General features: G+C 63.9%; 19 protein-coding genes. 10 read left to right on the top strand and 9 right to left on the bottom strand.

What is annotated here, in order from left to right:
- Positions 1–6: 6 nt before the first annotated feature.
- The 8 genes from ehuC (at position 7) to EJ079_RS00570 (ending at position 7,367) form a co-directional block, all read left to right on the top strand.
- Positions 7–666, top strand: coding sequence for an ectoine/hydroxyectoine ABC transporter permease subunit EhuC (ehuC, locus tag EJ079_RS00610; RefSeq protein ID WP_127807774.1), 660 nt, complete (start codon positions 7–9; stop codon positions 664–666).
- A 34-nt stretch (positions 667–700) separates the two neighbouring features.
- Positions 701–1,360, top strand: coding sequence for an ectoine/hydroxyectoine ABC transporter permease subunit EhuD (gene ehuD, locus EJ079_RS00605; protein ID WP_127270574.1), 660 nt, complete (start codon positions 701–703; stop codon positions 1,358–1,360).
- A 3-nt stretch (positions 1,361–1,363) separates the two neighbouring features.
- A complete protein-coding gene (gene eutA / locus EJ079_RS00600; RefSeq protein ID WP_127807773.1) occupies positions 1,364–2,140 on the top strand; it encodes an ectoine utilization protein EutA in 777 nt (258 codons plus the stop codon).
- A 183-nt stretch (positions 2,141–2,323) separates the two neighbouring features.
- Positions 2,324–3,319, top strand: a complete 996-nt coding sequence (gene eutB, locus EJ079_RS00590) for a hydroxyectoine utilization dehydratase EutB (RefSeq protein WP_127807772.1) — start codon at positions 2,324–2,326, stop codon at positions 3,317–3,319.
- Positions 3,316–4,308 (top strand): ectoine utilization protein EutC, encoded by a 993-nt coding sequence (gene eutC / locus EJ079_RS00585; RefSeq protein WP_127396497.1) that lies wholly within the window; start codon positions 3,316–3,318, stop codon positions 4,306–4,308. Before eutB ends, eutC begins: the two co-directional genes overlap by 4 nt.
- A 151-nt stretch (positions 4,309–4,459) precedes the next feature.
- Complete coding sequence (gene doeA / locus EJ079_RS00580; protein WP_127396496.1) at positions 4,460–5,638, top strand: ectoine hydrolase DoeA; 1,179 nt, start codon at positions 4,460–4,462, stop codon at positions 5,636–5,638.
- Positions 5,639–5,643: 5 nt separating this feature from the next.
- Positions 5,644–6,642 carry a N(2)-acetyl-L-2,4-diaminobutanoate deacetylase DoeB gene (gene doeB, locus EJ079_RS00575; RefSeq protein ID WP_127807771.1) on the top strand — a complete coding sequence of 333 codons (999 nt, stop codon included), beginning with the start codon at positions 5,644–5,646 and terminating at the stop codon, positions 6,640–6,642.
- Between the two features lie 470 nt (positions 6,643–7,112).
- Positions 7,113–7,367, top strand: a complete 255-nt coding sequence (locus tag EJ079_RS00570; RefSeq protein WP_127271474.1) for a DUF768 domain-containing protein — start codon at positions 7,113–7,115, stop codon at positions 7,365–7,367.
- 70 nt (positions 7,368–7,437) lie between these two features.
- On the opposite strand, the gene EJ079_RS00565 is transcribed toward EJ079_RS00570, so the two are convergent.
- The 3 genes from EJ079_RS00565 to EJ079_RS00555 all read right to left on the bottom strand — a co-directional run bounded on the left by EJ079_RS00565 (position 7,438) and on the right by EJ079_RS00555 (position 11,232).
- Positions 7,438–8,556 carry a P1 family peptidase gene (locus tag EJ079_RS00565; RefSeq protein ID WP_127396494.1) on the bottom strand — a complete coding sequence of 373 codons (1,119 nt, stop codon included), beginning with the start codon at positions 8,554–8,556 and terminating at the stop codon, positions 7,438–7,440.
- A 4-nt stretch (positions 8,557–8,560) separates the two neighbouring features.
- Positions 8,561–10,192 carry an exodeoxyribonuclease VII large subunit gene (gene xseA / locus EJ079_RS00560; protein WP_127807770.1) on the bottom strand — a complete coding sequence of 544 codons (1,632 nt, stop codon included), beginning with the start codon at positions 10,190–10,192 and terminating at the stop codon, positions 8,561–8,563.
- A gap of 83 nt (positions 10,193–10,275) precedes the next feature.
- Positions 10,276–11,232, bottom strand: a complete 957-nt coding sequence (locus EJ079_RS00555; RefSeq protein ID WP_063170125.1) for a LysR substrate-binding domain-containing protein — start codon at positions 11,230–11,232, stop codon at positions 10,276–10,278.
- A gap of 177 nt (positions 11,233–11,409) precedes the next feature.
- Between EJ079_RS00555 and EJ079_RS00550 the strand changes: the two genes are divergently transcribed.
- The gene (locus EJ079_RS00550) at positions 11,410–11,700 is read left to right on the top strand and encodes a DUF1127 domain-containing protein (protein ID WP_127382518.1); all 291 of its coding nucleotides are present in this window, start codon (positions 11,410–11,412) and stop codon (positions 11,698–11,700) included.
- Between the two features lie 145 nt (positions 11,701–11,845).
- On the opposite strand, the gene EJ079_RS00545 is transcribed toward EJ079_RS00550, so the two are convergent.
- From EJ079_RS00545 to EJ079_RS00520, 6 genes are all read right to left on the bottom strand, one after another.
- Positions 11,846–12,067: a type II toxin-antitoxin system HicB family antitoxin gene (locus tag EJ079_RS00545; protein WP_050589468.1), complete on the bottom strand. Its 222-nt coding sequence runs from the start codon at positions 12,065–12,067 to the stop codon at positions 11,846–11,848.
- Positions 12,054–12,284 carry a type II toxin-antitoxin system HicA family toxin gene (locus EJ079_RS00540; protein WP_127807769.1) on the bottom strand — a complete coding sequence of 77 codons (231 nt, stop codon included), beginning with the start codon at positions 12,282–12,284 and terminating at the stop codon, positions 12,054–12,056. Before EJ079_RS00540 ends, EJ079_RS00545 begins: the two co-directional genes overlap by 14 nt.
- A gap of 29 nt (positions 12,285–12,313) precedes the next feature.
- The gene (locus tag EJ079_RS00535; protein ID WP_127807768.1) at positions 12,314–13,357 is read right to left on the bottom strand and encodes a DUF937 domain-containing protein; all 1,044 of its coding nucleotides are present in this window, start codon (positions 13,355–13,357) and stop codon (positions 12,314–12,316) included.
- Between the two features lie 100 nt (positions 13,358–13,457).
- Entirely contained in the window at positions 13,458–14,831 is a 1,374-nt protein-coding gene (locus tag EJ079_RS00530) for a glutamate--cysteine ligase (protein ID WP_127330045.1), read from the bottom strand.
- Between the two features lie 144 nt (positions 14,832–14,975).
- Positions 14,976–15,710: a 16S rRNA (uracil(1498)-N(3))-methyltransferase gene (locus tag EJ079_RS00525; protein WP_127382521.1), complete on the bottom strand. Its 735-nt coding sequence runs from the start codon at positions 15,708–15,710 to the stop codon at positions 14,976–14,978.
- A 37-nt stretch (positions 15,711–15,747) separates the two neighbouring features.
- A complete protein-coding gene (locus EJ079_RS00520; RefSeq protein WP_127807767.1) occupies positions 15,748–16,389 on the bottom strand; it encodes a hypothetical protein in 642 nt (213 codons plus the stop codon).
- Between the two features lie 88 nt (positions 16,390–16,477).
- Here EJ079_RS00520 and EJ079_RS00515 point away from each other — a divergent pair, with 88 nt between their 5' ends.
- A complete protein-coding gene (locus EJ079_RS00515) occupies positions 16,478–17,176 on the top strand; it encodes a type 1 glutamine amidotransferase (protein WP_127807766.1) in 699 nt (232 codons plus the stop codon).
- Positions 17,177–17,242 lie beyond the last annotated feature (66 nt).

Raw genomic sequence — 17,242 nt, 5'->3', positions numbered from 1 at the left:
ACGTAAATGACCCAGTGGTCCGGCTATTTCGGCCTGATATTGCAGGGAGCGATTGTCACCATCGAGCTGACGCTGATGGGGTCGGTGCTTGCGCTGTTCATGGCCTTTCTTGCCGGAATGGGGCGGCTGTCGCGTTTCTTCGTGCTGCGCGCGCTGGCCACCGCCTACATCGAATTCTTCCGCGGCACCTCGATCTTCGTGCAGTTGTTCTGGGCCTATTTCGTGCTGCCCTTCATCGGCATTTCGTTGACCCCGTTGCAGGCCGGCGTGCTGGCGCTCGGCCTCAATGTCGGCGCCTACGCCGCCGAAGTCGTGCGCGGTGCCATCCAGTCGATCGGCCGCGAACAGTATGAGGCCTGCACCGCGCTCAATCTCGGGCGGTGGCAAGGCATGCGCCACATCATCCTGCCGCAGGCGCTGCTGGTGATGCTGCCGACTTTCGGCAACAACGCCATCGAATTGCTCAAGGCGACCGCCGTGGTGTCGCTGATCTCGCTCACCGACCTGACCTTCCAGGCGCAGGTGGTGCGCGCCCAGACCGGCAACACCCTGGTGCCATTCACCACCATCCTGATCATCTATTTCATCCTCGCCCTGCTCATCTCGTGGGGCGTGCGCTCGCTGGAACGACGCATGGCGCGCGGCCTCGATGGGGTGCGTGCCTGATGGCCAATTTCCTTCTGATAAATTGGGCCTGCTGATGGAATGGGATTGGAATTTCGTCTGGGAAATCATGCCGACGCTGATCCAGGGGGTGAAGATCACCATCCTGGCGACGCTGCTCGGCTCGGTGCTGGCGGCGGTCGTCGGGCTGGGCATTGCGCTGGCGCGCCGCTCGCCCAACAAAGCGCTGTCGCGCACGGTCGGCTGGGCGGCTGAATTCATCCGTGGCACGCCGCTGCTGGTGCAGCTCTATTTCATTTTCTACGTGCTGCCCGACATCGGCATCCTGTTGCCGCCGCTGGTCGCCGGTGTCATCGGGCTCGGGCTGCATTACGGCACCTACACGGCCGAGGTTTATCGTGCCGGCATCGACAATGTGCCGCGCGGCCAATGGGAGGCCGCCAAGGCATGCAATTTGAGCGCCAGTCAGACCTGGACCCACATCATCATTCCGCAGGCCATCCCGCCGATGATTCCGGCGCTCGCCAATTATTTCATCGCCATGTTCAAGGAAACGCCGCTGCTGTCGGCAATCACCGTGCTGGAACTGATGAACCAGGCCAAAAGCGTCGCCAACACCTACTATCGCTATATCGAGCCGATCACCTTGGTCGGTGCTTTCTTCCTGGTCATCAGTCTGTTTTCGGTCGTGCTGCTGCGCTGGCTGGAACGCCGCTACGGCAAGATCGAGAGATAGCCGATGAAACCCTTGCCCGAGATCAAGATCTACCCGAAACGGCCGGCGCTGGATGCACGCCCGCTCGACATGCGCATCGGCCTGATCATCCTGGCCACTGACCACACCAGCGAACCGGATTTCCGCCGCATGGTGGCGAGCGAGCGGGTCGGCGTCTATGTCGCGCGCATTCCCTATGCCAACCCGACGACGCCTGAAAACCTGCGCAAGATGCAGCCGGCGCTGACGGCGGGCGCGGCCCTGATCCTGCCGGACGAGAAGCTCGATGCCATCTGCTATTCCTGCACTTCGGCCTCGGTGGTAATCGGCGATGCCGAGATCGAGGCGGCGATCCAGGTCGCAAAGCCCGGCGTGCCGGTGGTCACACCGCCGATGGCGGGCGTGCGCGGGCTGCGTGCGCTGGGCGCAAACAAGCTCAGCATCCTCACTCCCTACACGGTCGAAACATCCAGGCCGATGGCCGCCTATTTCGCGGCGCGCGGCTTCGAGATCGTCAGCTTCACCTGCCTCGGTTTCGAGGATGACCGCGAGATGGCGCGCATCGCACCAGCAACGCTTGTCGATCTTGCGCGGGAAGCGACCGACGCCAGCGCCGATGCGCTGTTCGTGTCCTGCACGGCGCTGCGTAGCGCCCTCGCGGTCACCGGCATGGAAAATTCTATTGGACGTCCCGTGGTGACCAGCAACCAGGCGACCGCCTGGAATTGTCTGAGATTGTGCGGGGATGAGGCGCCGCATCCTGAGTTCGGGCGGCTGATGACGTTGCCGTTGGTTCAGTAAGACGATGTCCCACATTCACGAGCGACCCCCTCTGGCCTGCCGGCCATCTCCCCCTCGAGGGGGGAGATTAGCTGCTGCCCGGCTTTCGCCAATCACCGACGTGACAGGAAGAACGGCAGCGTCGAAGCTGCCAATCTCCCCCCTCGAGGGGGAGATGGCCGGCAGGCCAGAGGGGGTCGCCCCATGACGCGCGCCGTCGCCCTAGCGGACATCCGTATCGCCCGTGACCGTATCGCCGGCAAAGTCGAGCGCACGCCAACCGTCTTGTCCCACAGCCTCTCGGAACAGTTCGGCGTCCCCGTTCACCTCAAGCTCGAACACCGGCAGACCACCGGCAGCTTCAAGCTGCGTGGCGCCTCGAACGCCGTCGCCTCGTTGAACGCCGAACAGAAGGCGCGGGGCGTGGTCGCGGCCTCGACCGGCAATCATGGCCGCGCGCTGGCGCATGCGGCGAAGCTTGAGGGCATGCGCGCCGTAATCTGCATGTCGCGCCTGGTGCCCGGCAACAAGCTCGACGAGATCCGCCGGCTTGGCGCGGAGGTCCGCATTATCGGCGACAGCCAGGACGATGCCCAGCAGGAGGTCGATCGGCTGGTGGCGCAAGAGGGGCTGGTGATGCTGCCGCCCTTCGACCATCCCGACATTATCGCCGGGCAAGGCACGGTCGGGCTTGAGATGATCGAGCAGGTCCCGGATGCCGCCCTCGTTCTGGTCCAGCTCTCCGGCGGTGGGCTCGCCTCAGGGGTTGCTACGGCCATCAAAGGCGTCAGCCCCGGCACAAAAATCATCGGTGTCTCGATGGCGCGTGGCGCGGCGATGAAGGCCAGCCTCGATGCGGGCCAGCCGGTGCTGGTGGAAGAATTGCCGACGCTGGCGGATTCGCTCGGTGGCGGCATCGGCCTCGACAATCGGCTGACCTTCGCCATGTGCCGCGACCTGCTCGATGATGTCATCCTGCTCAGCGAAGACGAGATCGCCGCCGGAATCCGTCACGCCTATGCGCAGGAGCGCGAAATCGTCGAGGGCGCGGGTGCTGTCGGCATCGCCGCACTGCTGGCCGGCAAGGTCAGGTCGGACGGGCCGATGGTTGTTCTGCTGTCCGGTCGCAACATCGATATGGACGCGCACCGCACAATCGTTTGCGGCGTAGCGCCATCGCTCAAGGAGCGTGCCGCATGAGCCGGATGACCATCCTTACAGAGAAAGAGTTGCGGGCGATCGTGACACTCGATCTCGATGCCGTCGCCTGCGTCGAAAACGCCTTCCGTGCGCTTGCCACTCTGCCGGTGGCGATGCCGCCGATCCTGCGGCTAGACATTCCCGAGCATCGCGGCGAGGTCGACGTTAAGACCGCCTATGTGCCCGGCATTGACGGTTTCGCCATCAAGATCAGCCCCGGCTTCTTCGACAATCCGAAGCTCGGCCTGCCCAGCGTCAACGGCATGATGGTGCTGCTGTCAGCCAAGACCGGCCTGGTCGAAGCGCTGCTGCTCGACAACGGCTATCTCACGGATATCCGAACCGCTGCTGCCGGCGCCGTCGCCGCCAAACATCTGTCGCGGCAGGACTCGTCCGTTGCCGCGATCTTCGGTGCTGGCGTCCAGGCCGGGCTGCAATTGGAAGCACTCATGCTGGTGCGGCCGATTGCCGAGGCGCGCATCTGGGCACGCGATGCGGCAAAGGCCGAGGCAACCGCCGGAGCCCTGCGCGAAAAGCTCGGCATTCTCGTGCATGCCGAGCCCGACGCGGCAAACGCGGTCGCCGGCGCCGACATCATCGTCACCACGACGCCTTCGACCGAGCCGCTGATCAAGGCCGGCTTCGTTTCCGCAGGGCAGCACATCACCGCGATGGGATCGGACGCCGAGCACAAGAACGAGATCGCGCCGGCAATCCTGCGCATGGCCGATCTCTATGCCGCTGACAGTGGCCGCCAGACAAAGCGGCTGGGTGAGCTGCATCATGCAATCGCGGCGGGCGTGATGGCCGCCGAGGGAGAGGTGACCGAACTCGGCCAGATCATCGCCGGCGCGAAACACGGACGGCGCTCGGCCAGCGACATCACCATCGCCGATCTCACCGGCACTGGCGTCCAGGACACGGCGATCGCCACGCTCGCTCGAGACCGTGCGCGGGTGGCCGGTTCCGGGGCCATCTTCGAAAGCTGATGCTGGCCGCAGGAGCATCCGGAAAAGTGGGAACCGGTTTTCTCGGACAAACGGTTTTCCGTTTGTCCAGAGATCACGCTCAAACAAGAACGACGAGTTGGATTCAAAGCTGATACCGGCCGCAGGGCCCAACAAACGAGGACCAAGAACAATGCAACCGAACCTGAGATTCTCGCGCGGCGAATATGCGGATCGCCTCGCCAAGACACGCAAGGCCATGGAGGCCAAGGGCGTCGATCTTCTTGTTGTCAGCGATCCTTCCAACATGGCCTGGTTGACCGGCTATGACGGCTGGTCGTTCTATGTGCATCAGGCGGTTATCGTGCCGCCTTCGGGCGAGCCGGTCTGGTACGGCCGCGGCCAGGACGCCAACGGCGCCAAGCGCACCGCCTATCTCGCGCACGACAATATCGTCGGCTATGCCGATCACTATGTGCAGTCGACCGAGCGCCACCCGATGGATTTTTTGGCCAGCGTGCTTGCGGAGCGCGGCTGGGGCAAGCTGACAGTCGGCGTCGAAATGGACAATTACTGGTTCTCGGCGGCCGCCTTTGCGTCGCTGCAGAAGCATTTGCCCAATGCCCGCTTTGTCGATGCCACCGCGCTGGTCAACTGGCAGCGTGCGGTGAAGAGCCCGACCGAGATCGATTATATGCGCAAGGCGGCCCGCATCGTCGAGGCCATGCATCAGCGCATCTTCGACAAGATCGAGGTCGGCATGCGCAAATGCGATCTCGTCGCCGAAATCTATGACGCCGGCACGCGCGGCGTCGACGGTATTGGCGGCGACTATCCGGCGATCGTGCCGCTGCTGCCGTCGGGTGCCGATGCCTCGGCGCCGCATCTGACCTGGGATGACAGAGCGATGAAGCGGGGCGAGGGCACCTTCTTCGAGATTGCTGGCTGCTACAACCGCTATCACTGCCCGCTGTCGCGCACCGTCTTCCTAGGCAAGCCGACGCAGGAATTCCTCGATGCCGAGAAGGCGACGCTGGAAGGTATGGAAGCCGGGCTGGCTGCCGCGAAACCCGGCAACGCCTGCGAGGACATCGCCAACGCCTTCTTCGGTGTCCTCAAGCGATACGGCATCGTCAAGGACAACCGCACCGGCTATTCGATCGGGCTGTCCTATCCGCCGGACTGGGGCGAGCGCACGATGAGCCTGCGTCCCGGCGACCGCACCGAGCTCAAGCCCGGCATGACCTTCCATTTCATGACCGGCCTGTGGCTGGAAACGATGGGACTGGAGATCACCGAGTCCATCCTGATCACCGAAACCGGTGTGGAGTGCCTGGCCAATGTGCCGCGCAAGCTGGTGGTGAAGGATTGATGCCGATGTTGAATCTACGTCCATCACCGGTCGCGCCGACCGTCGATTTCGACTGCGACGGCATCCAGCACGGTTTCCTGCGCTTGCCCTACAGCCGCGACGATTCGGCGTGGGGCTCGGTGATGATCCCGATCTGCGTCATCCGCAGCGGCAACGGGCCGGCAGCGCTGCTGACCGGGGGCAACCATGGCGACGAGTATGAGGGGCCGCTGGCCCTCTACGATCTCGCCAGGACCCTAGATCCCAAGCAAGTCAGCGGCACGGTGATCATCGTGCCGGCCATGAACTATCCGGCCTTTCGCGCTGGCACGCGCACCTCGCCGATCGACAAGGGCAACATGAACCGCAGCTTTCCCGGCCGGCCGGACGGAACGGTGACCGAGAAGATCGCTGATTATTTCCAGCGTGAGCTGCTCCCCCGCGCCGACATCGTGTTCGACTTCCATTCCGGCGGCAAGACGCTGGACTTCGTGCCGTTCTGCGCCGCGCATACTTTGCCCGACAAGGCGCTGGAACAGAAAGCCTTCGACGCGGTCGCGGCCTTTGCCGCCCCGTTTTCGATGCGCATGATCGAAATCGACGCCGTCGGCATGTATGACACGGCAGCCGAGGAGATGGGCAAGGTCTTCGTCAGCACCGAGCTTGGCGGCGGCGGCACGTCGCGCGCGCAAACCGTGCGGATCGCGCGGCACGGCATCCTCAATGTGTTGCGCCATACGGGCATTGTAGATGGTGCGGTCGAGAAGACCTCGACCCAGTGGCTCGACATGCCGTCGGGCGATTGTTTCTCCTTCGCCGAAGATGACGGCATGATCGAAACCATGGTCGATCTCGGTGAACCCGTCGAAAAGGGCGCGGTGCTGGCGCGCATCCATTCCACCGGCCGCACCGGCATCGCCCCGCAGGAAATCCGGGCAAAAATGTCGGGCATGCTGGCGGCGCGGCATTTCCCCGGGCTGGTCAAGGCCGGCGACTGCGCGGCGGTGGTGGCTGTGCACGTCTGAGCGATTCCGCCGAGGCTTGCTCCACCCGGTTCGCGTCCATCGTCACTTGCTCTTGATCCGTTGCGGAGCCTTCGGCGCGGCGGAAAGAAGCAGCATGGCGAGCGGAGTCGACATTGCAGGAGGATGTCACTATATAGCGGCGGCTTCGACCTGCGTGCCCGAGGGCAGCACCTCGAAGCAACTGTGAATGTGTAGTGTGTTGCGCCATCTATTGTGACGGAAATCGGCTCGGAAACCGGAAAAAAGCAAATAGAAACAGTGGCGCAGCGCTGGGCGTGACCCAGCCAACGGTACCGACCCCTCCAGAATCAGAAAATGCTCTTGACCCCTCGATTTCCTATGGCTCTGTGGACCTTGGACAGCATTGGCTTGCCGGACGACCGCGACTCGGCTGGAATGGGGACATGCATCCTTTGCGGGATGTCGACGTTTATGATTACCAACCGGCTTTGCCGCCAGGGAACAGCAGTATGAGTGAACACGCCATCGAATTCTTGCGGGGATGGATCGGCGAAAAGGTCCATTGCCAGTCCTCCCAGGCAAGGATCGACAAGCAGGCCGAAACCCTGGCCAAGGAGTGCGCCGCCGAGGCGGCCGAGGTCGGCATCCCGCTGGAGGACATCCAGGAAGAAGTCGGCGATATCCAGGAACTTATCGCATCCCGGCTTGAGGAAGCGGCCGAGGCCGAGGAAAGCCAGCAGGCCCCCGGAAAAGCCGCGGAATGATCAAAGCCGCGGAATGATCGCATAGCGGCGACGTTGTTTCAGCGCGGGCTTCTGGCCCGCGTTTTTGTCTTCAGCCAAACTTCTCCTTGAGCCACGCCTTCGGCAGCGCCGGCACGAAATTTCCGTCGCGTCCGGTCATATCGTCATTGGCAACCAGCGCGTTGAGGATTGCTTCCTCCACGGTCTGGATCACCGCTTCGAAAAACGGATCGATATCGGTGTCCGGAATAAAATCGGCGCTGGCGGTGCGGCCGGAGGGCGCCAGCGCCGCGCTCGCATTGGCGGTCGAGAAGGCGATAAAAATGTCGCCTGAACTGTGATAGCCGAAGCCGCCGGTCATGGCGACGCCGAGCGGTACCCGGCGGGCCAGCCGCTTCATCTGATGCGGCAGGAACGGTGCGTCGGTGGCGACGACGGCAATGATCGAGCCCTTTTCAGCACGCGGTGTGCCTTCGCGGACCGCCGGTTCGAGAAGCTCCGGCCCGGCGCACAGGCCGCGAATGGTGATATTGCGCCGTTTTCCAAAATTAGACTGCACGAAGGCGCCGACGGTGTAGGCACGGCCTTGCCATTCGACGATGCGCGACGCCGTGCCGGAGCCGGCCTTGAAGCCGAAGGTGATCATGCCGGTGCCGCCGCCGACGCTGCCTTCCTCGATAGGCCCGCCGCCGGCACCGTCGAGAGCCTGCGCAACATGCTCTGACGTCAAATGGTGGCCGTTGATGTCGTTGAGGAAGCCGTCATAGGTCTCCGCCGCCACCGGCAGCCCCCAGCCGCTGTCGAGCGCTGCCGGCAGCACGCTTTGCATCCAGCGCAGCGTGCCGTCGCGTGAGACACCGCAGGAATGGGTGTTGGTGATGGTGATCGGGAAGTTGAAAGCGCCGGTTTCCTCGACGATGTGCGAGCCGGTCAGTTCGCCGTTTCCGTTCTGGCTGAAAATGCCGGCGAAGACCGGCGTGGCGAGGTCGGCGAGCGGCCTGGGCAGGATCGCGGTCACGCCGGTGCGCACCGGCCCCTGGCCGACGACGAGCGCGCCATCGCCCGAAATCAGCGTCGCGTAGCCGACCGTCACGCCGTGCACATCGGTGATCGCGTTAAACGGTCCGGGCCGCCCATCGAAGCCGATGCCGAAATTTCGCGCGCGCGGTTTGCCTGAGGGCGTTGTCAGATGATGCGGATTGTCGGTCATGGTCTCAGAACAGGGATCCCTGATTGCCGGGCTCTTTGGCCTTGGCCGCCGGCTTGGCCACGGCTTTCGGTTTTGCCGTGCCGGTGATCGCCACCGCATCGGCGATGCCGTCGGCGAACTCGAGCGAAAGCGCCATTCCCGACGCCACCTCGGCAGCCTGCTTGATCACCACGCCATCCGCATCCCTCACCAGCGCAAAGCCGCGCGCCAGGACGGCCTTGTGCGACAGCGACGCCATCAACCTGTCGGCCTGGACGACACGGCCGCGCAGGCGCTCCAGCCTGAGCACCACTGCTTGCGTGCCGCGTCTTGTCAAAGCTGTCAGCAAATCCCTCTGTACGCGTTGCCGCCGTGCCGTCGGCTCGATCGTGATGCAGCCTTGCAGCAGAGCCAGTTGCTGCTTGTGCCGCTGCAGCGATGCCCTGGCACATTTTGGCAATTGATCCGCCGCTCGGTTAAGCTCCGCACGCCGGGCTCTTGCCAACGCGCGTAGCGCGCCTTGTGCTCGCATAAGATTGCGCTCGTTGGTTCGCCGCGCCTCGGCAATGCGCTGTGACAGCATTGCCGGTGTCAGCTTTACGGCAAAAAACCTTGCACGCTTGCGTTCGGTGGAGACCAACAGGCCCCGGCCAAGCCTGGATGTCGCCTCATCGAGGCGTCGCCGCGGCAGCGCCAGCAATTGATCGGGCGAGGGCAGAGCCCGGGCGGCGGCACGGGCGGCCTGCCGCTTGCGTTCGAAATTGCGCAGGACCGCCGCTTTCAGCCGCGCACCGAGACTGGCAAGCGTTGCTTCGAGATCGGCCTTCACCGGCACGGCGATTTCGGCCGCACCCGTCGGCGTCGGGGCCCGCACATCCGCGACGAGGTCGATCAGCGTCCAGTCGGTCTCGTGGCCGACAGCCGAGATCACCGGAATGCCGGAGGCGGCAACCGCGCGGGCGAGCGCCTCGTCGTTGAACCCCCAGAGGTCTTCGAGGCTGCCGCCGCCACGCGCCACGATCAACAGATCGGGACGCTGGACGGCGCCATCCCATGCCAGCGCGTTGAAGCCGTTGACCGCGGCGGCGACTTCCGCGCCTGACGTCTCGCCCTGAACACGCACCGGCCAGACCAGGATGTGCAGCGGAAAGCGGTCCTTGATGCGGTGGATGATGTCTCGGATGACGGACCCCGTCGGCGAGGTGACGACGCCGATGACGAGCGGCATGAAGGGCAGCAACCGCTTGCGGCCGGCATCGAACAGCCCGTCGGCCTGTAGCCGCCGCTTGCGCTCCTCCAGCAGCGCCATCAGGGCGCCGGCGCCGGCAGGCTCCAGATTGTCGATGACGATCTGGTAGTTGGACTTGCCGGGATAGGTGGTGAGCTTGCCGGTGGCGATCACCTCCATCCCCTCTTCGGGACGGAATTTCAGCCGGCTCATCGTGCCTTTCCAGACCACGGCGTCGAGGCGGGCACGGTCGTCCTTCAGCGCGAAATAAGCATGACCGGACGAATGCGGTCCTCGGTAGCCTGATATTTCGCCACGCACCCGCACATTGCCGAAAACGTCCTCGACCGTGCGCTTCAGCGCGCCGGAAATCTCGCTCACCGTATATTCGGCGGCGTTGGTGCGTGATTCGGATGCTGCTTCGCTCATCGGTCGATTGGGGAACGGTTGGGCGCCCGCGTCAAGGCGGTTGCGTCGGGCCAGCCGTTCATAAACCGCATACCTGACCCCGCCTACCAGCCGGGCAGAATCTGGTTCGGCTTGGTTCGCCGCAGCTTGGTGAAGGCGAGTGCCGCGAAATCGAATGTCCCGGGATCTTCACCGACCGGCACGGAGATGTTGTCCAGGCTTTCCGAAATATGGCGGGCGAGCGCATCGACGATCTCCGGCCGCGACGTCTGGCCGCGCATGATGCCGATGCGGCAATCGGGCAGGGCGCCGAAGCCGTCGGCTTCGCCCAGCACCCGCATGCCGGGCCGCAGCGCGCATTCCGGCAGCACCGAGATCGCCAGCCCGGAAAGCACCGCGGCGGTGATGACGGTGGCCGAGAAACTGGTGAACAGGATACGATAGTCGCGGTTCTGCTGGTCGAGCACATCGACGGCGGCGCGCCGCCAGATGCAGTTCGGCCGGCCGAAGGCCATAGGCAGCGTTTCCTGCTCATGCGTCGCATGGTTGGCCGAGGTGACCCACAGCAGCGGTTCGCGCCGCACCACCTCCGACTGGCCGCGTACGTCGTTGTGCGTCACCAGCGCGAGGTCGAGATTGCCGCGCTTGATATGCTCGACCAGCCCCGGCGTCGGCTCGCAGATGACGGTCAGTTCGACGCGCGGATTGGAGCGCGTGAACCGCGCCATGATCTCGGGCAGGAAACGGTCGGCATAGTCGTCGGGCGTGCCGATGCGGATCGTGCCTTCGAGCCGCCGGTCGTCGAAGGCAGCCAGCGTCTCACGGTTGAGATAGAGCAGCCGCCGCGCATAGGAAAGCAGCTTGTCGCCTTCCTCGGTCAATCTGTTGGTGCGCCCGTCTTTTTCGAACAGCGGCTTGCCGAGCCGCTCCTCCAGCCGACGCATCTGCATCGAAACCGCCGACTGGGTCCGGTGCACCTCTTCGGCCGCCCTGGTGAAGCTGCCGGTATCGGCGATCGAGATGAAGGTCTGCAACTGATCGAGATCGAGCGGCGATTTCATCGACATGATCCATCACTGGTGTTGATGGTAAAGATTAGAAACATTCGTTGGATTAATCAATCGGCCGATGGCAAATTGGCATTGTCCACATGAAGGCATGTGAATCGAAGCCGGAACGGCCGCTGTCGCCAGCGCCGATCGCCTGGTTTTGCCCGTTCGAGTCTGAAGGAGACCGACATGACCACGTTCGATTTCGCCACCGAGACCTCGCGCATCACCTCGCGTCCGGCCGTTGCGACGCGCGTGGCCAACACCGTCTCCAACGTCTACCGCGCCTGGAAAAACCGCCGCGCCTTCTACCGTCTTGGCGAGATGTCGGACGCCGAACTCGCCGATATCGGCCTGACGCGCGGCGACCTGCACGTCGCCATCGACGTGCCGTTTGGCCGCGACCCGACGGCGATGCTGCGCGAAATCGCCAGCGATCGCATCGAAACGATCGAGGACATCGCTCGCAAGGTGGCCTGATCTGATGCTTGTTGTTTAGGTTGCCGCGAACCTTTTCGGGGTTCGACGCGACTGACGAGTATGCAGGCTCCCACTCCCTGCCGGATCCCCCCGGCCCGCCTGCACTCTGCCCGGTCCTCCCAGGACCGGGCTTTTCCTTTGGCTGTCAGGCGAATGCCAGCTTTCGCGATGGCCTTGGTATCGATCTGCCGAGCTCATGCGCGGCCTCTATCCAAGATGCTATGGCGTCTTGGACATTAGCGATGGCCTCTTCAGGAGTGTCGCCATCACTCACGCAACCTGGCAGATCAGGCACCAAAGCCGAAAAACCGCCTCCATCCTCTGCAGAAAGTGGCGCAATGACGACCGGATATTCAAGTCTGTCCATCATGTCTCTTTGCCTCGTCGATAAATGCCACGAGCTTTCGGATATATACGGGTTTGATCGGCCGTTTGAAAGGCACAGTCAAAATATCGGTCATTGCCGAATGATAGACCTTGTAGTGTGAACCGCCTGACCTTGGCGGCACGCATTGGACACCAGCTTCGTCACAAACCGCCTTCACATCGGCTATCGACCAGTCGCCGCGCGGATTGCGGCGCATTGCTCCAGTCTCTTACCCACGGATGTCGCCTACCGTCGGTCCATATCCCGCTTGAACTGGTCGAAGATCGTCTCGACTCCCTTCTGGTAGTCGTCACGCTGCTGGGCGCCGGTCTCGAACATCTTGCCGAACAGGTCGTCGAACGGATTTTTCGGCCTGCCGCTCGGATCGGCCTGTGGCTGCGGTGCCTGACGCTGCTGTGGGGGCGCTTGAGGCTGTTGCGGCGCCGGCTGTCCGCCAGGGATGCCGCCTAAGCCACCGCCACCTTGCCGCAGCATCTCCTCGAAGATTTTCCCCAGCGGATTGTCTCCGTAGGGGCTTTGTGTCTGCTGCGGCTGCGCCCGCCCTTGCGGCTGCGGCTGAGGCGCGCCACCGCCGAACATGTCCTGCAGCACCTTGCCAAGTGGATTTTCGCCGTAGGGATTGGGCTGCGGCTGCGGCTGGCTTTGCGGCTGTGGCTGAGGCGCACCGCCGCCGAACATGTCCTGCAATACCTTGCCGAGCGGGTTGTCCATCGGGTTCTGGGGTGCCGGCGCCTGGCGCGGCTGCGGCGCCGGGGCCTGCATGCCGCCGCCTTGCCGCATCATCTGCTCGATGATCTCGCCCAGCGGATTGTTGCCGCCGCCGCCAAAACCGCTGGCGGCCTGCATCTGATTTGTCGTCTGCTTGAACAGCCCGCCCATGACCATCGAGGCGATCGCCGGCAGCATCTGCTGCAGGATCTGCTGATTGACGCCGCTGGCTTGCGCCGCCTGGCTGGCCACGGCGCGCGACAGGTCTTTCGAGCCGAACAGGTGCCCGAGAATGCCGTTGCCCTCATCGACGCCTTGCGGTGAGAAGGCCCGGGTTGCGTCCTCGAAATACTTGGCGTGCTGGCCGCTGGCCATCGCCGTCATGAAGGCGCCGAGCCCGTAAGGGTCGGCTGTGTTGCGCTGCAGCCCCTGCGAAAAGGCCGGCAGCAATGCGGCAACCGCGGCTTGCGTCTGCTGCATCGAAAGCCCGTATTGCTGGGCAAGCGCCTGCATGCCGTTGCCGTTCTGGGCCTGTGTCAGCATGTCGAACAAGGAAGGCATTGGTCTCTCCTCCGGAAATCCTCGCCGAAGAAGCCTAGTTTGTTTCCACTTCCGATTGAAGCGACTTTTGCCGGTCAATCGGCTGCGTCAAATCCGAGGGTTAATAGGCGTATTCCATGAACACCGGCTCGATCGAACCGCCCCAGCGCGTGTGATAGGCCGACAGCATCTCCTCGGCGCTGGTGGTGCCGCGCGCCACCACTTCGTCGAGCGTGTTGAGGAACGAGGTCTCGTCGTAGCCGTCGCGGTTCTTCTTGCCACGGTTCTTCAGGCCCATGCGGGAAATGACCATCACGTCTCGCGCGATCTCGCGCAGCGTGGTGTTGCGGAACGGTGCGGAAATGCCTTGTTCCGGCACGGCGTTGCGCATCGCCAGCGTTTCTTCATACGTCCAGCTCGACGTCAACGCCTCGGCGGCATCGAGTGCGGCTTCATCATAGAGCAGCCCGACCCAGAACGCAGGCAGCGCGCAGATGCGCCGCCATGGCCCGCCATCGGCGCCGCGCATCTCAAGGAAGCGCTTCAGCCGCACGTCCGGGAACAGCGTCGACAGATGGTTCGCCCAGTCGCCCATTGTCGGCAGCCCGTCCGGCACCTGATTGCGCGCGGCACCGGCCATGAACTGACGGAAGGTGATGTGCGTCATGTCGTGATAGTGGCCGTCGCGGATGACGAAATACATCGGCACGTCGAGCGCCCATTCGACATAGTCGGCGAAACCGAAATCGGGCGAGAAGCAGAATTCGAGCAGGCCCGAGCGCTGGTTGTCGGTGTCGCGCCAGATATCGCCGCGCCAGCTCTGCAAGCCGTTCGGGTGGCTTTCGGTGAAAGGCGAATTGGCGAACAATGCCGTCGACAGCGGCTGCAGCTTCAACGACACCTGCATCTTGCGGCGCATGTCGGCCTCGCTCTCGAAGTCGAGATTCACCTGGATCGTGCACGTGCGGTACATCATGTCGAGGCCCTTGGTGCCGACCTTGGGCATGTAGCGCGTCATGATCTCATAGCGCGATTTCGGCATTTTCGGCGTCTCGGCCAGCGACCATTTCGGGCTGCCGCCGAGGCCGAGGAAGCGGATGCCCATCGGCTCGGCGATCTCGCGCACCTGCGCCAGATGGGCGTTGCCCTCCCGGCAGGTCTGGTGGATCGTCTCCAGCGGTGCGCCGGAAAGCTCGAACTGGCCGCCGGGTTCCAGCGAAATCGCACCCTGACCGGTCGGCTCGACCAGGCCGATGATGCGGCCGTCATCGACGATCGGATCCCAGCCGAGCTTTGACTGCATGCCTTCGAGAATGGCGCGGATGCCGCGCTCGCCGCCATAGGGGACCGGTGCATTGCCGTCGACATAGAAGGGGAATTTCTCGTGCTCGGTGCCGATGCGCCATTTGTCGCGCGGCTTGTTGCCTTCGGCCAGATGCTCGACGAGTTCGTCGACACCTTCGATCGGGCGGAAATCGGTCGTATCGCGCGCCATGATGGTACCCTCAGAGGCGGCCGGATGACCGCCGGCGGTAAATGGACGAAATGTCAGCAGACGATCAAGCGAAAAATCCTGAGCCACAGGTCAACAGGAATTGAACGTTGCTGGAACTCTGCATCCCTTGCAAGGGATGACGTCTCACCAGTCTCCGACAGTTGCCTGCATCACCGCGAGCGCGGCCACCGCCGCGGTGTCGGCGCGCAGGATACGCGGGCCGAGCGGAATGGCGGTGACGAAGGGCAGGGCGCGCAGCATCTTGCGCTCGTCGTCGGAAAAACCGCCCTCCGGCCCGACCAGCAGCCCAAGCTTCTTTTCCTTGACCGCCTGCAGCGCGGCCAGCGGATTGTTGGTCGAAGCATCCTCATCGCAGAAGATCAGCCGTCGCTCTGTGTCCCAACCGGTCAGCAGGCGGTCGAATTTTTCGGCTTCGCGCACCTGAGGTACCGCCAGGATGCCGCATTGTTCGGCGGCTTCGACGACATTGGCGCGCAGGCGATCGATCGACGGCTTGGCCACTTGCGTGTGCTGGGTGATGACCGGCTGCAGGATGCCGGCGCCCATCTCGACCGCCTTCTGCACGAGATAGTCGAGCCGGCCCTGCTTCAGTGGCGCAAAGCAGTAGACGAGATCAGGCAGCGGCGGCTGCGGCCGCTGCAGCGCTGACACCTTCAGCCGCACCGCCCTTTTCGTCTTCGCTGATATGGCCGCTGACCACTCCCCGTCGCGGCCATTGAACACCAGGATTTCGGCGCCTTCGCCAAGCCGCAGCACATGCAGGAGATAGTGGCTCTGCTGTTGGCCAGCGTCGAACTCGACATCCGGCGCGAGATCGTCGGGCACGAACAGACGTTGCATCTTGTAATTGGCGCGCATCGCCGAGGAATGAGCGAGCCGGCCGCCGGCGTCAAGCCTAGGCGGTAGGATGCCACACCGGCCGAAAGCCATGCCGCAGCACGGCGAGCGTCGTGGCCGGCGTCAGCAGCGACAGCGTCCTGCCTTTGAGCAGGCCGTAATCTGCGGGTGGGCCATATCCCGCAAACGACCAGCGCAGCGTCTTGCCCCTACGCAGGGCATAAACAGTGCGACCATCCGCAAACATGGCGCCGTCCGGCAGGCCGGCAAGGTCTTCAACAGCAATCCCTGGCGGCCTGCCGCCCGAGGCCAGCCGCTCCTTGTGCAGCCGCTTGTCGACCATCGGCGCGCGCGGTTCGGCAATGCCGAAAGCTTCGCCGAAGCGGCCGACGAAATCCCTGGCCCGTTCGCGCTGGCAAAAGAAGCAGGGGCGATGCCCGCCAGCCAGTGCCGTCACCTCGTCGAGGAAGAACAGCTCGGTCCAGCCCGCTTTGCCGCCCTTCCGGTTGCGGCCCATCGGTTCGCGCCGCACATCGCGGAATTGGCGGACGCAGATGATCCAGGCCGGAAGCGCCCAGCGCTTTTTCAGCAGCGTCTTGGTCTCGGGATCGTGGATGATGCCGCGATTGCCGGTGAACAGGCCGCGATCGGGCACGGCGTGGATGGTACCGAACGGATCGACCCGGTTATGCAGTGGCATAGTTTTCTCTCCGGACACGCATCTTGGCTGCAATGCGAGCGGCATGATATCGCTCGTCGCATCTTTTTCATGTCAGCAGGGTTTTGTGATGCGGGTGCTGGTGGTGCAGAACTACGATAATACCGGCCTCGGCCAGGTCGGCGCAGCACTTGCGGAAGCGGGTGCCGATCTCGACCTGCGTCTCCCTTACAGGGGCGATCCCCTGCCGGATGACGCGGCCGGGCATGATGCCATGATCGTGCTCGGCGGCGGCCAGAACGCGCTGGCCGACGATGAGTACCCCTATTTCCCGGCACTGCTCGAACTGACCCGCGACTTTGCCGACAAGGATCGCGCCGTGCTCGGCATCTGCCTGGGCAGCCAACTCGTCGCCCGTGCCTTCGGCGGCGAAAACCGCATCGGCGGCGCCAATGAGTTCGGCTGGCACGGCGTATCGCTGACGGCGGACGCCAAGGGCGATCCGGTGCTGGGCGCGCTGCCGGAGAAATTCCCGATCTTCCAGTGGCATGACGACACCTTCGTGCTGCCCGAGGCCGCCGTGCGGCTTGCCGGCAACGATGTCGCCGAGAACCAGGCATTTCGCGTCGGACGCGCCGTCTACGGTTTCCAGTTCCATTTCGAGGCCGACCGGCCGATGGTCGAGGACTGGAGCACGTCCTTTGCCCCGACCATCGCCGCTCGCCATCCCGACTGGGCCGGCAAGCTCGATGGCGAAATGGCCCGCAACGGGCCCGATGCGGATGCCGCTGGCCTCGCCATTGCCCGTGCCTGGGTAGCGACCATCTGAGTGTTGGCCTCTCCGTACCCTCCAGCGTGACATAATTGGCACGCAGCGGTGAAACCGCCTGGGGAA

Origin of the sequence: Mesorhizobium sp. M7A.F.Ce.TU.012.03.2.1 (genome assembly GCF_004006095.1) — a bacterium.
Taxonomy (GTDB): domain Bacteria; phylum Pseudomonadota; class Alphaproteobacteria; order Rhizobiales; family Rhizobiaceae; genus Mesorhizobium.
Note: the sequence above shows the minus strand (reverse complement) of the source record. Positions and strands in the feature narration are given on the sequence as shown.